Source organism: Salinimonas profundi (assembly GCF_014750655.1).
In the GTDB taxonomy this organism is placed as follows: domain Bacteria; phylum Pseudomonadota; class Gammaproteobacteria; order Enterobacterales; family Alteromonadaceae; genus Alteromonas; species Alteromonas profundi_A.
The window spans coordinates 842,456-860,146 of sequence record NZ_JABBXD010000001.1 but is presented as its reverse complement, the minus strand read 5'-3'; the positions used below and the strand labels follow the sequence as shown (position 1 = coordinate 860,146).

The 17,691-nt window shown below is 47.7% G+C and carries 16 protein-coding genes; 10 read left to right on the top strand and 6 right to left on the bottom strand.

The features are described 5' to 3' along the window. The first annotated feature begins 23 nt into the window (after window positions 1–23). Window positions 24–2,588, top strand: a complete 2,565-nt coding sequence (locus tag HHX48_RS03750) for an HWE histidine kinase domain-containing protein (protein ID WP_191022318.1) — start codon at window positions 24–26, stop codon at window positions 2,586–2,588. Between the two features lie 12 nt (window positions 2,589–2,600). Further along, window positions 2,601–4,970 (top strand): two-component system response regulator, encoded by a 2,370-nt coding sequence (locus HHX48_RS03745; RefSeq protein WP_191022316.1) that lies wholly within the window; start codon window positions 2,601–2,603, stop codon window positions 4,968–4,970. Between the two features lies 1 nt (window position 4,971). On the opposite strand, the gene HHX48_RS03740 is transcribed toward HHX48_RS03745, so the two are convergent. Beyond that, complete coding sequence (locus HHX48_RS03740) at window positions 4,972–5,427, bottom strand: hypothetical protein (RefSeq protein ID WP_191022314.1); 456 nt, start codon at window positions 5,425–5,427, stop codon at window positions 4,972–4,974. Next, entirely contained in the window at window positions 5,420–6,277 is an 858-nt protein-coding gene (locus HHX48_RS03735; RefSeq protein ID WP_191022312.1) for a hypothetical protein, read from the bottom strand. The genes HHX48_RS03740 and HHX48_RS03735 overlap by 8 nt, the downstream gene beginning before the upstream one ends. Window positions 6,278–6,451: 174 nt before the next feature. Here HHX48_RS03735 and HHX48_RS03730 point away from each other — a divergent pair, with 174 nt between their 5' ends. Next, window positions 6,452–6,880 (top strand): DUF2750 domain-containing protein, encoded by a 429-nt coding sequence (locus HHX48_RS03730; protein WP_191022310.1) that lies wholly within the window; start codon window positions 6,452–6,454, stop codon window positions 6,878–6,880. Continuing rightward, complete coding sequence (locus HHX48_RS03725) at window positions 6,873–7,280, top strand: SufE family protein (protein ID WP_191022308.1); 408 nt, start codon at window positions 6,873–6,875, stop codon at window positions 7,278–7,280. Before HHX48_RS03730 ends, HHX48_RS03725 begins: the two co-directional genes overlap by 8 nt. Before the next feature lie 7 nt (window positions 7,281–7,287). On the opposite strand, the gene HHX48_RS03720 is transcribed toward HHX48_RS03725, so the two are convergent. Then, entirely contained in the window at window positions 7,288–7,725 is a 438-nt protein-coding gene (locus HHX48_RS03720; RefSeq protein WP_191022306.1) for a hypothetical protein, read from the bottom strand. 56 nt (window positions 7,726–7,781) lie between these two features. Further along, window positions 7,782–9,014, bottom strand: a complete 1,233-nt coding sequence (locus HHX48_RS03715; RefSeq protein ID WP_191022304.1) for a glycosyltransferase — start codon at window positions 9,012–9,014, stop codon at window positions 7,782–7,784. Between the two features lie 101 nt (window positions 9,015–9,115). Here HHX48_RS03715 and HHX48_RS03710 point away from each other — a divergent pair, with 101 nt between their 5' ends. Together HHX48_RS03710 and HHX48_RS03705 are read left to right on the top strand one after the other, a co-directional pair. Continuing rightward, window positions 9,116–10,156: a 2-dehydropantoate 2-reductase gene (locus HHX48_RS03710; RefSeq protein WP_191022302.1), complete on the top strand. Its 1,041-nt coding sequence runs from the start codon at window positions 9,116–9,118 to the stop codon at window positions 10,154–10,156. 122 nt (window positions 10,157–10,278) lie between these two features. Further along, a complete protein-coding gene (locus HHX48_RS03705; RefSeq protein WP_191022300.1) occupies window positions 10,279–11,124 on the top strand; it encodes an HDOD domain-containing protein in 846 nt (281 codons plus the stop codon). Here the strand turns inward: HHX48_RS03705 and HHX48_RS03700 are convergent. Continuing rightward, complete coding sequence (locus tag HHX48_RS03700) at window positions 11,121–11,936, bottom strand: acyl-CoA thioesterase (protein ID WP_191022298.1); 816 nt, start codon at window positions 11,934–11,936, stop codon at window positions 11,121–11,123. The genes HHX48_RS03705 and HHX48_RS03700 overlap by 4 nt on opposite strands. A gap of 85 nt (window positions 11,937–12,021) precedes the next feature. On the opposite strand from HHX48_RS03700, the gene HHX48_RS03695 reads away from it, so the two are divergent. After that, window positions 12,022–12,840 (top strand): alpha/beta fold hydrolase, encoded by an 819-nt coding sequence (locus HHX48_RS03695; RefSeq protein ID WP_191022296.1) that lies wholly within the window; start codon window positions 12,022–12,024, stop codon window positions 12,838–12,840. On the opposite strand, the gene glgC is transcribed toward HHX48_RS03695, so the two are convergent. Then, a complete protein-coding gene (gene glgC, locus HHX48_RS03690) occupies window positions 12,837–14,090 on the bottom strand; it encodes a glucose-1-phosphate adenylyltransferase (RefSeq protein ID WP_191022294.1) in 1,254 nt (417 codons plus the stop codon). The two genes, HHX48_RS03695 and glgC, sit on opposite strands and share 4 nt — an antisense overlap. A gap of 335 nt (window positions 14,091–14,425) precedes the next feature. On the opposite strand from glgC, the gene HHX48_RS03685 reads away from it, so the two are divergent. The 3 genes from HHX48_RS03685 (at window position 14,426) to HHX48_RS03675 (ending at window position 17,651) form a co-directional block, all read left to right on the top strand. Then, window positions 14,426–14,959: an SRPBCC family protein gene (locus HHX48_RS03685; protein WP_191022292.1), complete on the top strand. Its 534-nt coding sequence runs from the start codon at window positions 14,426–14,428 to the stop codon at window positions 14,957–14,959. A gap of 175 nt (window positions 14,960–15,134) precedes the next feature. Next, the gene (locus HHX48_RS03680; RefSeq protein ID WP_191022290.1) at window positions 15,135–16,313 is read left to right on the top strand and encodes an MFS transporter; all 1,179 of its coding nucleotides are present in this window, start codon (window positions 15,135–15,137) and stop codon (window positions 16,311–16,313) included. Window positions 16,314–16,463: 150 nt separating this feature from the next. Further along, window positions 16,464–17,651: an NRAMP family divalent metal transporter gene (locus tag HHX48_RS03675; RefSeq protein ID WP_223857983.1), complete on the top strand. Its 1,188-nt coding sequence runs from the start codon at window positions 16,464–16,466 to the stop codon at window positions 17,649–17,651. Window positions 17,652–17,691: the final 40 nt, after the last annotated feature.

Here is a 17,691-nt window from a genome sequence, read left to right as displayed (position 1 = left end):
TATTATGCAGTAAGAAATGAAGTATGAAAAATTCTGATTTTATTGATGTAGATAAACCCGTCGATTTAACCAATTGTGATAGAGAACCTATTCATCTTCTGGGCTATACACAAAGCTTCGGTTGTTTTGTTGCCCTTCGTTTCGACTGGATAATCGCGTATAGCTCGGCTAACACGGTTGATTATTTTGGTGCCGGGAGTGATGAGGTTATCGGCTCTCCACTGAAAACCTGGATCGATGCGCAAACACTTCACGATATTCGCTCGGCCTTTCAAGCCTCTACAATTACCGGGCGCAATGAACGTCTGTTTTCAAGGCATATTGAGTCAACCGGTGTATCTGTCGATCTTTCTATTCATCATAATGGTACTTTTATCATTATTGAGTTTGAAAAGATCACTGAGAATCGTATCCCGGAAGACTCATTTGTGCGCTCGATGCTCAGCCAGTTTCAACGCTACGCCAATAGTCAGGAATTAATTCAAAACACGGCGCAGTATATTCAGTTTCTGACAGGCTTTGACCGGGTTATGGTCTATCAATTTCTTCCTGATGGCGCCGGCGAGGTGATTGCTGAAGCAAAAAATGAACAAGTTGATTCGTTTCTGGGGTTGCGTTATCCCGCTTCAGATATACCCAAACAGGCCCGTGCGCTTTATTTGAAAAACCTGCTGCGTGTTATTCACGATGTAGATAGTGATCCGGTTCCGATTCTGCCTGAGGCGTCTGATTCAGAAGACAGTATTGATTTGTCATTTTCTACGTTGCGTGCGGTTTCACCTATCCATATTGAATACCTGAAAAATATGGGGGTAAAAGCCTCAATGTCGGTGAGTTTGATCATCAATGGCAAACTATGGGGGTTGATTGCCTGTCATCATTACAGTCCGCTGGTCCCGTCCTATTTTGTGCGAACGGAACTTGAATTGTTTGCTGAAATTTTCTCATTAGAGCTGTCTTCCCGCCTGATGCGCGAGCGTGAACAGGAATCAAACCGGGTGCGCAATGTACATAATCAGATTATGGCCAGTATTGGCAGTGAGGGATCACTAATTTCCTTGCTGGAAAAGCAATTCTCTACCATGCGCGCGCTCGTACACTGTGATGGTATTGCAGCTATCATTGACGAAGACTATCGCACTGACGGTACAGCGATCAGTATTGACTGGGTAAATCAGCTTACCCGTTATTTAAACCGTCAGGCATCCAGCGAAGTGATCACTATTGAAAGCCTGGAAAAGGTCTTAAAAAATTATGATACCGGCAGCGAGAAGGTTGCAGGTGTGCTGGCGATTCCGGTATCAAAAAGTCCCAGAGACTATCTGCTGTTTTTCCGTAATGCGCAGACGCAAACGGTTAACTGGGCAGGTAATCCGGAAAAGCCGGTTTCATTCGGGCCTAACGGAAGCCGTCTCATCCCGCGTTCGAGCTTTGCGTTGTGGCAACAAACCCACGATGATCGCTGTGAGCACTGGACTGATGTGGACATTCGCAGCGGTGATTCATTGCGTGTCACGCTGCTTGAGGTGATTATCCGGCACTTTCAGGAGCGCAGTGATATGCAGCTTCAGGCCAGTCGTAAACATGAAGTGCTCATCTCTGAGCTCAATCACCGGGTAAGAAATATTCTTAATCTGGTCAATGCTATTGTGATGCAGACTGAACAGGCTGACAGAGGTCTCGAAGACTTTGTTCAGATTTTATCCGGCCGGATGATGGCGCTGGCCTCTGCACACGATCAACTGACGGCTTCTCACTGGAATAATATTTCGTTCTCACAACTTTTGCATACCGAAATACAGGCATACGCCCATCAGGGCAACACCATTAAATTTGACGGCCCTAATGTGTCATTGAAACCGGACGCCACCACACCCGTTGTATTAGCGATTCACGAATTATTTACCAATGCGGCTAAGTACGGCGCGCTTTCAAACTCTCAAAAGAAAGGCACCGTATCAATATCATGGAGCATCGATGAGCTGCGCGGAATGACGATTAGCTGGCGTGAATCCGGCGGCCCTCCGGTTGAGACGCCGAAGCGGGAAGGCTTTGGTATGATACTGATCCGAAACACCATACCACACGAACTTGCCGGTGACGTTGATATTGAATTTGCACCTGATGGCGTCAGGGCAACGATTCGGATCCCGGCAAAATATTTATCAGATACATCGTTGCCTGATACAAACACTATTAACGACAGTACGACTGAAAACAAACCTGTCAGCCTGCCAGAACGAGTACTCGTGGTTGAGGATAGTCTGGTAATTGCACTGGATTTACAAAAGAAGCTTAAAGCTATAGGTATCAGGGATGTATCGGTCGCCGGTAATCTATCTGCCGCAGCGCAACAGATGAAAGATAAACAGCCTGAACTGTTAATCTCTGATGTACACCTGGGTAAGGTGACAACGTTTGATTTTGTTCAGAAAGCCGTAAATCTTGGCATACCGAGTATCATCGTCACCGGCTATGGTGATGCATTGACGTTGCCTGAATCATTAAAAAACATACCGCTTTTAACCAAGCCAGTGCCTGACAATGTTTTACTTTCTACATTACGTCAGTTGTCTGAACACCGGTAAATAAGGGTTTCAATGAGTTTGATAGAAAATAAACGGGTGCTGGTGGTTGAGGATACCACTATTGCCGCTACCTATCTGGCCCGAGAATTGTCGGCACTGAACGCGCAGGTCGTCGGACTGGCTCGCTCGAAAGAGCAAGCGCTTGAGATGGTGGAAAAAACCAATCCTGAACTGATTCTGATGGATATTCATCTGGCCGATGGCAGCAGTGGTATTGAAGCTGCCCGAAGTATTACCCAGCAGCGGGCTGTCCCGGTAATATTCACAACCTCTTACTCAGATGACACAACGTTACAGGAAGCAATGAGCGTTTCGCCCTATGGGTATGTGGTCAAACCCTTTGATGTGAAAACCATAAAAGTCACCTGCGAGACTGCGCTTAAACGCTTTGCATTGGAAGAGCAGGCCAGAACCAGCGAAAAGCGCTTTAAAGTGGCGGCAGAGGCGGCCAAAATGGGCGTTATGGAATTAGATGGCAATGGGTGTTCCTTTACCTATACAGGCGCCAAAAGCCTGCAACACCAGTTTGGCGCATCTACCACGATTGATTTGGATACCTTCCTTGCACTGTTTGATGATGCTGACAAGCAGGATGTTACAGACAGTATTTCCCAGGGTAAAAGTTTGCATAAAACGTTATGCATAGATGCAGAAAATGATACCTGGCTGGACATTGTTTTTAGTGAAATTGATGTAGATAACGAGCTGGTTAATATCGGAGCGGTTATTGATGTCACCGAGCGGCAGCGGCAGAGTAAAAAGTTGCGGCTATCAAGTATTATTTTTGACCAGCTGGCAGAGGGGGTCGCGGTGCTTGCTCAGGATTTCACCGTGCTTGACTGTAACCGGGCGTTAGCCGAACTGATAGGCGTTGCACCTGAGCGGCTGGTAGGAAAGTCACTTTTCGATTTTGGCATCGATCCGCTTTCTATTGCCCGCAATCGTGGCAAAAAGAAAATGCTGCGCGATAAAATTCATTTGCATGATGCGCGAGGCGATGAGTTTCCGGCGCTTCTGACGGTCACTGAACTGACTCAAAGCGGCGACGCGGAAAGGTTTGTCGCCACCATCTCGGACATCACCGAACTGACCCGGGCTGAAAAACAGCTTGAGTCACTGGCATTTACCGACTCATTGACTGGTGCGGGTAATCGCAACTATCTGAAGCTGGCGCTCAATGACAGTGTTTTCAGTGATAATATCCAGGCACTGATTTTTGTTGATTTAGATGGGTTCAAGGCAATTAATGATACCCACGGTCACGATGTTGGCGACGAAGTCCTCTGTGAATGCGCTATGCGGCTAAAACACTCTATACGTGAAAACGACACGCTGATTCGTCATGGTGGTGATGAATTTGTCGTACTGGTTCAGCAAAGTGATGATTTGAACAAACTCAGTCAGCGTCTGCTTGCAGCGTTTAACGATGCTATCAGTGTCAACGATTTAACGTTAACCGTGGGGGCCAGTATCGGTGTGGCTGAAGGCATTGATGGCAAAGGCGCGGACGAGCTGTTAAAACACGCTGATATTGCGATGTATGAAGCAAAGCGAAAAGGCAAAGGTCAGGTTGTTTTCTATACCTCTGCGCAAAGTGATTCTATAGAGTACCGATTGTATGTGGAGCAAGGGCTGCTTGATGCCATTATCAATCACGAGCTTTATGCTGCTTATCAGCCTATCGTCGATATGTCGGGTAACATCGTTGCGCTGGAAGCATTGTGCCGCTGGAAAAGTCAGGAAATCGGGGATATTCATCCTGACTCTTTTATTCCCATTGCTGAGGAAACCGGCCTCATTAATGAGCTTGGACTTAAAATGCTGCGTGAAGTCTGTATCGCCAGTTCTTTACTTAAAGAGGAGGGGCTTGGCCACGTTAAAGTCCATGTCAATGTGTCTATTCTTCAGCTTAACTCTACCGAGTTGGTCAAGCAGTTTATGAGTTTTCTTGATGAATTTGCTATCTGTGCAGATGATATCGTCCTGGAAGTCACCGAATCTGCGATGCACGATATCGGAACCCGCCGCATATTAAGAGAGCTTGCCTCAGCTGGGTTTACTATCGCTGTTGATGATTTTGGTTCTGGTTATGCATCGATTTCAGAGCTGACTGAGCCTTATACGCATATTGTGAAGATGGATAAATCATTATTACCTGCCGAAAACAGTGGCGAGACCAAGCGGGTGATTATTGATACGCTGATTCAGATGTGCAGCAGGCTGGGTAAATCTGTTTTACTGGAAGGCATTGAAACACAAGCGCATGCAAACTTTGCCAGACAGGCAGGGTGTGATTTGATGCAGGGCTTTTTATTTTCCAGGCCAAAAACAATTAATGAGTTATTACCGGAAATTCGTGAACAGTTAGAAGTTACCGCCTGATTCAGGCAATTTTCGGATTGCACTTTTTGCGGCGATCAGCGACAAACTCTGTTGCTGAGACGTCGTGATTTGTCATTTGCGGAAGTGCAAAGCGCTCAGGGCAGGGCATGCTTTGCAGCCCCTGATAGACCACCTGGGGTAAGGGCGCGACCAGAGAAACAGAACAGGCAAACTTGTTTACCTCACAATAAATGATTTTGCAATTCTCGGCGCGCAACGTTCCGTTAATCGAGTCCATAATTTCCAGAGCATAATGCGCGATGCTGTCTAAATGCGAATTAAAGTTATCCTGCTTGGCGCTATCACTCCACTCAAACTCTATTTCTGTCACCACGCCAGATAGGGGGGTCAATAAATCCTCACGCAGCCATAGAGAAAAATGGCGATAGTTAATGCTGATAATATCGTTACTTTCGTATTCAATGGGAAGCTGCAGTGGCTTTTTTTGTTTAGTCATCGTGCGAAGTCCCGGTTAAAAGACGATTATCCAGATACATTGAAAGCGGGAAGCGTTCATAGACTTTATCTCCGAAAGCGCGTGTTTTATGCACGACGAATATATTTGCGTGTTGCGCACCATATTGCCCGATAAAGACATTCATGAATTCCCGCACCATGCTGTCGGCTTCGCTTAATACTGCCCGCACCATCTTCATGGCATTGGTATGTAGCTCCCCTAAACAGCCATTGAATTCTGCCAGTAGCTGTAGCACATCAATACGCTCAGGCGTCTCCTCCAGCACCGAGGCTCTGAAGTCAGCAGGGCCACCGATGTATTCACGTTCAATATAGGCTTTAAAATCGAACTGGCGTAGCGGTGAGCCCTCTTCATCCAGTACAATTTTTGACTGGCAATGGAAGGCGTGAAAGCTTAGTCCGTAATACGTCACGTAATCGTACATGGCATCGACAAACCGATAGGCAAATGAGCGCTGATAAAGCCGATCCATTTGCTCGCTGAGTTCTGTAATGCGTTCGCGTTCGGTGGGCAGGCAGCTTTGAATATGCCGCTTCAACTGGCTGGTGAAAATTCTTGCGCTCAACACGTAATTGTTAATACTGGCATTAAGCTGTGGTTTGCGTTTTTCAATATCCGCAACGTTATACTGTGACGCATACAGTTCACCAAGTTGCGCCATTTGCTGCTCTATAATGCGATAATTAGACAGTACCAGATGATATTTATGCGAGACAGCGTGAACCAGCGAAAGACGCTTACGCGCTCGCTTAAGTTCTTTAAACTGCTCCTCGGTCAGAGGCAACGTTTTATCGTTATTATTGGACGTTAAATAAAACTCAGAATCCATCTTTGTCAATACACTGAAAAGTCGGTGTCCAGAATACCATGTGCCTTGCGCGGGTTAAATTAAAATTCTTTGCCTGCCAATGACTTTCGTAACACCCGTCGACCAGCGATGATCGTTGGCGGTTCGGCCGTTTCCTCTTTATAATGCCGCATCATTTGCAAGCGGAGTCGTCAGGTGTTTCCTGAAACCATTACCACAACCTTACCCCCTGCTATAGTAAAGCAGGCAGCCTCACTTGATGCCAGTCAGCGACAAGAATTGTTTTTACATTATGTTGAGAAAGCCGGGCAGGTCTGGATGAAGCAGGGCAAAGAAGGCTTTGTGATGATTGAACCCACCGATACGGATGCGGTCGCAAACTTCAGTGCCATACTGCCTGTGTGGCCACACAAGGACCTTGTTCACCTCTGGGGCGCCACAACCTGTCAGAATAGCGAACCGGCCGTACTCTCAGTCAGTGAGTTTTGTGACACCTGGTTGCCGGGACTGCAAAAGAATAATATTGGTTTACTTATTTTTCCTACCGACGAGGATAACGGCATTGTGTTAAGTGCTCAGGAAATGAGTGAAAGCTTCGCGGAGGGTAACAGCAATAGTGAATAGTGAATTATTGCCACTGGCGCAGGCCGTTGCCACCGCCAGAGGCTGGGATGAAGTCACCCGACATGTAATGCTTGCTGGCAAGACATTACCGGCGCCAGACAGTGCGCTGGCGATACCGCAGAACCAGGTGGCCGGTTGTCAAAGCCTGGTTTATCTGTGGAACGGGCAAGCGACAGAAAAACCGATGACGTTTCAGGGTTGGTCAGACGCCAAAATAATCAGAGGTGTATTGGCCATCCTTTTGGAGAAGGCTAACGCGCTTTCATCACAACAGATTCTTAATTACGATTTTGCTTCATACCTTGACCAAATCGGGCTGTCGCGACATCTTAGTCAATCCCGCGCCGATGGCATCACGCAGGTTATTGGCCGGTTGAGAGTCCTTGCCGGTGGTAGTTAGTAAATGCTCAGATAACTCTGTGATCGGGTAAGCTGGCAAAGACCTTATCGATACAGGAGGCCTCAGTACGTTCGAGGTTACACTGTTGATTAATCAACTGACTCATCAATACAACCTGTTCGGCATCTTCAGTGTAATCATACAAACAGGCGTGGGTAAAAAGGGTGGCGCGCCAGGCTGCCGGCAAAGGTGAGGTGTTCTCTATAAACGCATCAACAACCGGTAGTAAGTCCTGCTCCAGTTCTTCCTCAATTTGCGAAAGGATAGCCAGACCTCTGTTATCCTCATCGGCAACGCCGCTTTCGCGCTGATCGTATATCATGCCCACCGTCTCACCGAGCCCGTGACACAACAGGACCGCTTCAGTGTGACCCTGTGGCGACGCAGCCCCCTGAAAACAGATGCAGAGTGCAGCCGGTAGAAGAATGGCCCTGAGCGTGTTCATCACGGTTACCTTTTTTAAGCGCTATAGAAGGTATAGCAAAAAAACAGCTGTTCGGCTCAGTCCCGCTGACCTTTTGCTTCGATCCATTGCGACATATACTGGGTTGCGCGCAAGCTTTGATGCCATAGCAGGTGCTGATAAAACAGGGTGCTGCGATGTGTCTGAATATCGCTGACCAGTGACTGTACTTTTTCTGTCAGCGCCTTTTGGTGTAACCCCGTTTCGAACTTTTCACGCAGCACTTTGTGACCCTTTTCGATAGCCTCATCCTGCGATTCTCGATCGTTATATATACGGATGCTTTGTTGCACAAATTCATCATCACTGGTTGTTACAGCGCCTGGCCAGTCACAGGCGTCAGCAATGCCTTCTGCACCAAGTGGGGTGGTGATGCTGGGTAACTGACATTGCATAGCGGTTATCAGTTTTCCTTTAACGCCAGCGCCAAATCGCAGAGGGGCGAGCATCACTTTATGTTTATTTAAGGCCTCACGGGCATCGGGCGCCCAGCCTTCAATTACAAACCCTTGCCTGGGATTATGCAGATTTGTTACTTTTTTTCCCGGATAAGCGCCATAGACGTGCAGGGTCGCTTTGGGTATCGCTGCGCGTATGAGCGGCCAGAGCGTTTGTTTCAGATGGAGCAAGGCGTCCCAGTTGGGGGCATGACGAAAATTTCCGATAAAGGTAAAGCCAGAACGCGCGTCAGTCTGCGTCTGCAACGACTGATGGGACGCGATCATGAGCGGCTGAAGCCAAAGTTGGGCGGCATTGACTGAAAAACGGGATGTCAGTAAATCAATTTCCGGCTGTGAAATCAGTAATGAAAGATCACTGCGCAGGATTGCAGCGACTTCTCGCTGCACCATTTCATTATCAAAGGGAACCGGTGTCGTCTCGGTCACGTCTGAATGTTTGGCTAGTTCCTGTCTTACATGGCGGACACTATGCAGATCTTCGGTGTTAATAATTCGCACTGCCTCAGGACATTGCTTTTTGACCCGCCATGAGAATTGCTCCTCTATCATAAAGCGGTCAAACACCACCGCATCAGGTGCCAGATCGCTAATTAATGTATCAAACTCACTGCAGTTGACACGGATGCGCTTCACCTGAATGCCTAATGCAGGTAAATCAATCATGTGGGCAGAATCGGCGGCGGCACTTAAAAAGGTAACCCGCCAACCCTGTTTCAGGAAAGCCTCGAGCAGCCCCATCATATTTTCGCCAGCGGCAGAAGAATTAGGTTCAGGCCAGACATAGCCGATGACAACCAGGTGATAACTCATCAAACCAGTTAAACTCTTTAGAAAACAAGGGAGGGCAAATATAGCAAAACGCGAAGATAAAGGGCATGCTGATGTGATGTGAAGACAGGGACAATTTGACGATGACACATTTGGTGTTTGGCGCAGGGCTCGTTGGCAGCTACCTGGCAGGCGTCTTGGCTATTAATGGCTTCAGAACGACCGCGATAGGACGAGACGCGAAGCTCGAGGCACTGGCGACAGGGGTAAAGCTGTCTGACTTTATGGGTAATCGCGCGACAGCGCCATCAGTCGGTGCATATGATCAGGAGGCTGATGAGGCACCGGATGTTATCTGGCTCACAGTAAAGTGTACCGATCTCACCCGTGCCGCTCAGGCCCTTAAATCGGTGGCGGGTCCCAAAACCAGTATCGTTTGTTGTCAGAATGGTCTTCGCGCAGCACATCAGATTCGGGCGGCGTTACCGGGGCGTAAGGTATTTAGCGCGGTTGTTCCGTTTAATGTAGTTAAACTGGAAGATGGTGGATTGCACAGAGGCTCTGAAGGCGCCTTAACCCTGCCAAGGGAAATAAAGCGCGTACTACCTGCATTTTCACGCGCAATGCAACACCCATTACTTTCTCTTCGCTTTACGTCAGATATCAGTGCCGTTCAGGCGGCAAAACTTCAACTGAATCTTAGCAATGCAGTCAATGCATTGTCTGACCTGCCAGTGAAAAAAATGCTGGAGGACAGGGGGTATCGAAAAATTATTGCTGAACTGATGCGTGAATGGCTTGAAGTGGCCAGCGTCAATCGCATCGCGGTAGCAAAGGTCACTCGCATTGATGGTAAGTGGCTCCCCTTTATGCTGTGTTTACCCAACTTTTTGTTCAGGCGCGTTGCCAGAAAAATGCTGGATATCGATCCCACTGTGCGTACCTCTATGTGGTGGGACTTGCAGCGCGGCAAACCCACTGAGATTGAGGATCTCAATGGCGAGGTAGTGCGCCAGGGGGTCATTGCCAGAAATTATTGTCCGGCTAATAAGGTGATTATTGACCTGATTCATGACGCAGAAAAGCAGCGTAAAGAAACTGGCAGGTACACTGCAATGAGCGCCAGCGAGCTACACAACGAAATTGAAATAAAACGTTTGGAAAAAAGCAGTTACAAAATTTGATAAGCAGGTTAGTGGCTGAATACCTGATTTACACATACAGTTAAGGTATAACACTCAGACCGGGATATCGCTATGAAGGCGACATTGTCTTTATTGTTGAAGAGGTTACCGAGGAGTACTTGATGAATCTGCAGGAAATTGCCACTAATGCCAAAGACGTATATGTGCTGCCGGAGTCGGTTACCCGTCTCAAAGAGTGCATGGACGATGAGGCAGCAAGTATTGATGACGTCGCTGAGATTATCACCTTCGACCCGGCACTGGCTGCTCAAATTCTTAAAGTCGCTAACAGCGCGCTCTATCGCTTTCCCAATCGTATTGAAACAATTTCAAAAGCGCTGCAGGTAATTGGGACACGCGCGGCCTATGATCTGGCGCTGGCGTATGGTATCAGTCATGCCTTCAGCGGTATTGAATCGCGAATAATTGATCTGGATAAATACTGGGAGCAAAGCATTAGCTGTGCCTTGCTGGCCAAGTATCTGGCTGAAACGAAAAAGTGTAAAGAGCCTGAGCGGCTGTTTGTATCAGGGTTACTGCACAACATCGGTGAACTGGTCATTGTTTCCATGTTTCCTGATAAGGCCCAACGTGGCCAGCGATTTAATGCCAGAGTAAGCCCGGCTGAACTTCAGCAAGGGATTCTTGGTTTTACTTATGCGCAGTTGTCTGCTGAACTGGTCAGGCAATGGGGTATACCGTCGAGCATTTATGACCCGGTGCGTCATTTACATGATGATTTGTCCGATTCAGCAACGGATGAACAGCGTATTTTGCAACTCAGTTATACACTGGCGCTGGATAATGTATACCCTGAAATTTATTCCGGTTATAGCAACTTAACCGCGAATATGCACGAGCCGCTCGACCTTGACCGCGATGATTTGGAAGATGCACTGGATATCACCAACTTGCAATGTATCAGCGTCATTGCGTTGTTCAACCCCAGTGCATTTGTGTTGTACTAATCAAAAACAGCAACGGTCTGGCGGCTGATCGCCACGACTTCGTTGTCTTTATCCCAGATGGTCGCTTCAGTATGGCCATAGCCATCTGCTGCCTGCCGCGTGTGAGCCTGATACGCAAACCAGTCCTCTCCGGAAACCGGCCGGTGCGGATGAATAAACTCTATATTCCAGGTTACTGTACTGGCTGGCGCTGGCCATTTCATCATTTGCAGTAATGTTGGCGGCCAGGCATCTATCATTGTTATAAGGTGGCCGTCTGTCAGTGTTTCAGGAGCTTCAGTAAAACGCATGAATCCATGATAGTGGTGGGTTTGACGACCTGTGAACGGCACACCGCCTTCGGCAATGGCCAAATCAAAGTGACGCAGAAATTTTGGTGTCACTTTCGGGATCTGAGGAATAAATTGCGCTTTGCGCGGTGGCGCCATTGCATGGACTTCATGATTCTCAACACGGATTTTCGATGTGCGACCAACGCCAAAGCAAGCCTGACTGGCGACACAAACCTTTCCATCCTGAAGAATCTGGCCCAGAAAGTGACTGACGTTTTTTCCTTCACGAAGTTTGGAAACCTGCACCTCGAACGGCGCATCCAACGTAATAGGGCCCACAAAGCTGGTATTAAATGCGCGCAGGACACGGTCATCACCTACCAGTGAGTTGATAGCGGTAAACAAAACGCCGGCAGTCGCACCGCCAAATGCAGTGCGGCCCTGTCCCCAGTCAGCGCTGATTTTCAGCGCGTTGAAAACTGCGGTATCATCATTTATCCATTCTGGCTGAGGCAGCGTCAGAAGTTCATCAATATGCATAGGTTTTCTGGTCTGATGAGTAGGTTGTGGTATCCTACATTAAGGCTGCTCAATCGCCAATGGCCTTTTTACAGTGGAGGTTTCTTTGTCATCATCAGTTCAATTGCATTTCGCGCATGCCAACGGCTTTCCCGCCGGAAGCTATAAAAAACTGTTCAGTTATCTTCCTGCGCACTGGCAGATACTGGCTAAACCTCAGTTTGGTCATGACCATCAGTTGCCGGTCAATTCGAACTGGTCAAATCAGGCAGAAGAATTACATCGCTATGTTCACAGCAACACAGCCGGCGCATCGGTATACGCGGTCGGCCATTCATTTGGTGCTGTTATTTCATTTATTGCGGCATGCCGATACCCGGCATCATTTAAAGGCGTAATTCTTATTGATCCACCACTGGTAACCGGGCCCAAAAGACATCTGGTTAAAGCCGCAAAACTGACCTCTTATATTGATAAAATAACGCCTGCGAGACTGGCCCAGAATAGAAATACGCACTGGTCAGCGGATGAGGATTTAGTGGCTTATTTTAAAAGTAAGGCACTGTTTAAAAATATGCAGCCAGACTGCGTGGCTGATTATGTAGAAGCAGCCACAGCGGTTATTGGTGATCAGCAGACCCTGACTTTTGATGCGCAGGTTGAAGCCGATATTTTTCGTAACGTGCCGCACAATATGGACAGTTTCAAAGGGGAGCTTAAATGCCCGGGGCTGCTTATAACCGGTCAGCAATCAGAAGTCTGTAAAGAGGAGCATTGGCAGCGGTTTGTCAGTCAGAATGATATTCTACATACCGAACTGCCTGGCGGGCATATGCTTCCGCTTGAGCATCCACAGGCGTTGGCCGTTAAAATCACTGACATGATAGAAAGCTGGGAACAAGGGGAAGAAACACGAAGCGCTTAAAGCGCTTCGAGCATTTCTTTGGTAACCAGTACCACACCTTTTTCAGAGACTCTGAAGCCGCGTTCACGATCAACGTCGTGATTGAAGCCTATTTCCATACCTTCAGGAATCACACAACCGCGATCGATAATAACCTTGCGTAACCGGCAGTAACGCATAATTTCGACATCCGGAAGAATAACAGCTTCTTCTATTTGTCCGTATGAATGCACATGTACGTTTGAAAATACCAGACTCTGACGAAGAGTTGAGCCTGATATAATACAGCCGCCTGACACTACCGAGTTAGTCGCTTCTCCACGTCGGCCATCTTCATCCCAGACAAACTTGGCAGGAGGAAGTTGCTCCTGATAGGTCCAGATGGGCCAGGACTGATCGTATAGATTAAGCTGGGGTACCGGCGCCACCATTTCCATGTTGGCTTCCCAAAATGAGTCGATAGTCCCTACATCACGCCAGTATGCTGTCTCATCAGTACTGTTTTCAAACGGATAAGCATAGACATTATGGTCGGCAATAATCGACGGGATAATATCTTTACCGAAATCCCTTTGTGAGTTTTTCGTTTTTGCATCGCGCCGTAACTGTTCAAACAGAAATTCTGTGTCAAACACGTAATTACCCATGGATGCCAGGCAATATCCTTCACGGTTAGGCTGTTGAGCAGGGTGCGCCGGCTTTTCCTCAAATCCCGTAATTCTGTAATCCTCTTCTACCGACATGACGCCAAATGCACCGGCGGCCTCTTCTGTGGGCACAGACATACAGGACACAGTCATTTTGGCACCGGTCTCAACATGGTGGGCAAGCATGTTGCCGTAATCCATCCGATAAATATGGTCTCCGGATAAAATCATGACATATTTTGGCAGTTCATCACGAATGATGTCGATATTTTGAAATACTGCGTCAGCGGTGCCTGCATACCAGTGTTCTGAAAAGCGCTGCGAGGCGGGTAACACTTCCACTGATTCGCCCAGTTCTTTCTTAAAATGTCCCCAGCCTCTGACGAGATGTCGAATCAATGAGTGTGATTTGTACTGTGTAACCACACCCACACGACGAATGCCTGAATTAATACAGTTCGAAAGCGGGAAGTCGATGATGCGGAACTTGCCGCCAAAATACAGAGCGGGCTTTGCACGCCAGTTGGTCAGCTCATGGAGCCGGGAGCCCTTCCCACCGGCAAGTATCAGCGCGTATGTATCTCTGGTTAAATTACTGATATAGCGTGCATTATGATCTGCCATTCGGAATCCTCCTGTCCTGTCTGCTTTTCAGGAAATTGAAAAGAGTGCTGCCTTCATCTGGTCAGTTGTGGCGAGATATTCAGTGTACACAACACAGACAAAGAAACCAGTCCGGCAGTGTGAATATGAATAAAACGTTACAAGTGTCGGAAATGGATCATGCGGCATCCGTTAAATTCACTACGCGATATCTGCTAAAAAATATTGAATTCTCATAAGATACAGAAATCGAAGTAACGATGACCCCGTCGTTCCATATCACCGGGTGGACGCCGGATCTGCTAAATGTTAAAAAAGTGTTATAATTTGACAGTTTTAAACATTATGGACAAATCATGAGCTTATTAAGAAAAATAATCTTCGGGCTGGCCGGGATTGTGGTGCTGTTTGTGGCAGTTGGCTTATTGTTACCCAAAGAATATGAAGTTAGCCGAAGTATTGTGATTGATGCTGAGCCCGCTGAAATTTATCCCAGCGTCGTCGATTTGAAGCAGTGGAGCAGTTGGGGCGTCTGGTTCCAGCGTGACCCGAATATGCAAATAGAATATGGTGGTCCCGACCGGGCTATTGGTATGTATTCCAAATGGCAAAGTGCGACCCAGGGCAGTGGGGAGATGGAAATTACCGAGCTAAAGCATAATAAGCAGGTTGAATACAGTCTGTGGTTCCCTGAATATGACATGGGATCAACAGGTCGCATCACACTGGAGACAACCCCTGAAGGAACCCGCGTGATCTGGCGTGATAGTGGGGAAGTCGGCGCCAACCCTGTAGATCGTTATCTGGTTTTGATGATTGATAACATGATGGGCCCGGATTTCGAGACAGGTCTGGAGAATCTGAAAACGGTGGTTGAAAATCAGGGATAAACAGGCTAACTACGTAATTGCTAACATCATGACAGGAAAGAAGTTTGTTCGATATTCCTAATGATATTTGCTGATCTGCGTGACGAACTGCTTCGTAATTACCAGCTACCGTTGAAGCAATTCGGTTACCATCTTGCATGGTGGCAGCCCCAGCTTGCCAGTTACAGGGAACTCCATGGCCTCCCAGCATAAAAAGAAACTCATCGCGGCGTTATCAGCCAATAAACTGGCCGACATTCTTATCTCGGCAAAAACGACACTTCCTGCATTATTGATTTCGATGGGTGCGCCGGTCTGGATGATTGGATGGCTGGTGCCTATAAGAGAATCCGGTGCGTTATTACCACAGGCAGTTATAGGCATACTGTTAAGAAAAATGCGCGCCCGACATACTGTCTGGCGAGTAGGTATCATCATTCAGGTGCTGGCTGTACTGGCAATATTTCTGGCTGGATTATTGTTAGCGCAAACCCGTGCCGGATGGGTCGTTCTGGCTGCATTGGTGATACTCAGTGTAGGGCGCTCGATTTGCTCGCTGACGATAAAGGATATTGAAGCTGATGTTGCTCAAAAGGGAGAGCGGGGCGATTTAATCGGCAAAGCGTCAACGCTTTCCGGCATTCTGACCTTACTGGTAGCGGTACCGATGGTATTTTTTCAGGACCGCTTAGGTATTGCCGCCATACTCGGTCTGGTGCTCACCGCCGCAGCGGCATTTTTTTGTACATTCTTGCTGATGCTTCCGGTAAAAACCTATGTCGATACGGACCAGTCTGACAACCAAACATCTGAAAAAACAGCATTCTGGCAGTTCGATGCCGTGGTATACCGGTTCGTGCTAGTGAGAGGGCTGTTTGTTCACTCCGCATTGGTGGCGCCATATTTTATGCTGGAAAGTGGTGCTGGCGCAGAAGCATTACTCCCGTTGTACCTTGCAGCACAAGCTGCAGCAGCGATGCTATCCTCACTTATCTGGGGCAGGGTATCGGATTACAGCGCACGGACCACCCTGCAGCTGGCCGGCGTTATTGCTGTGTTAGCCTGTATCGGCCTGCTACTTATTGATGCTGCGTCAGTATGGATATCCGGCTTGCTGTTTTTTGTACTTTCTGTTGCTCATACTGGTGTAAGAACAGGACGTAAAACGTACAGTCTGGATGTGCGGGAAGGGCAGGGCCGAACGGAACTGGTCGCATTCAGTAATACGGCAATAGGTTTGATTTTACTGGCTTTTGGCGCCTTGTATGCGGTGCTGGAGTCTGTTCTAAATATTTCGGTGGTATATATAATGACAGCAATGTTGGTGATTGCTATCGCGCTGACTGTAATTTTACCTGAAGAAAAGGACCGGTGAGTTTATTGAACCTGAGCGACTAACGTGGCAGTCTGCCTGACCAGGAAAACCATAACAATATAATTATGCGGGTAGGATTCAGTCATGCGGGTTAAGCAGCAATACGCCTCTATTCAACGCGTTATTCGATCACTCGGACCCGGAATACTTATGGCGACAGCCGCAATAGGCGGTAGTCATCTTGTCGCAGCAACTCAGGCGGGCGCTAACTACGGATGGCAACTGGCCCTGTTGATTCTGGCTGTAAATATTTTCAAATACCCTTTTTTTCGTGCTGCCGTAAGTTATACCGTCAGTTCTGGCCAGTCACTGCAGCAGGGGTACGCCCGGATGGGCAGGGGATACCTTGTTGCTGCACTTGGCGTCAATTGTATAGCAGCAGTAGTAAATGCGGCGGCACTGTTGATGTTTTCTGCAAGTTTGCTGGGTTATTTTTTACCGGTAGCATTGCCAATTCCCATTTTATCGGCGCTTGTATTAGCCAGCATTCTGTTTATTTTGCTGGCCGGGCACTTCAGTGCAATGAATAAAATCGCCAAGCTGATTATGTTCGTTCTGGTGGTATCGACACTTGTCGCTGCCACGGCCGCTGCGGTGAACGGGCCTGTAGCACCTGCATCATTTAAGTCAGAGTCTCCCTGGTCTTTGGTCGCTATCGGTTTTCTGGTTGTGACCATGGGGTGGATGCCGGCGCCTATCGAAATATCGGCGATTACGTCTTTATGGCTGAAACGACAAAAACAAACCCAGTCAGTTACACCCACTTCAGCCCTGTTTGATTTTAACCTGGGATACATAACAACGATGTTGCTGGCACTGGTATTTCTGGCGCTTGGCGCATTGGTGCTTCACGGAAGTGGACAGGTGCTTGCCAGCGGTGGTATCGGGTTTTCACAGCAATTGGTAGATTTGTACGCTAACACAATCGGCGAATGGTCTCGCTGGCTGATTGCAATCATCGCGTTTCTTTGTATTTTTGGCTCAGCGCTGACTGTGTATGATGGTTATTGTCGTGCCATTACAGAGGCGTTTTCTCTGTTGAAAGGAAGCGCCGATATACCGCAAAAGCAATTTTCAGGCGTGCTGACAGTGGTCGCCATTATCAGTTTTACCATTGTGTTGTTTTTCAAATCTGCACTGCTGGCAATGTTAGGATTTGCAATGACTCTGGCATTTATAACCACCCCTTTGTTTGCCTGGTTAAACCACCGTTTGGTGAAGATGTCGTCCCTTGATGAAACACTAAAGGGGGGCCGGTGGCTTGTCGTACTCAGTTATGTGGGACTGGTTTATCTGTTTGGTTTTCTTGCAGTATTTCTGTGGTGGAAGTTTATATAAAAAAGCAGAGCCGGTGACAGCTCTGCTTTTTATTTTATGC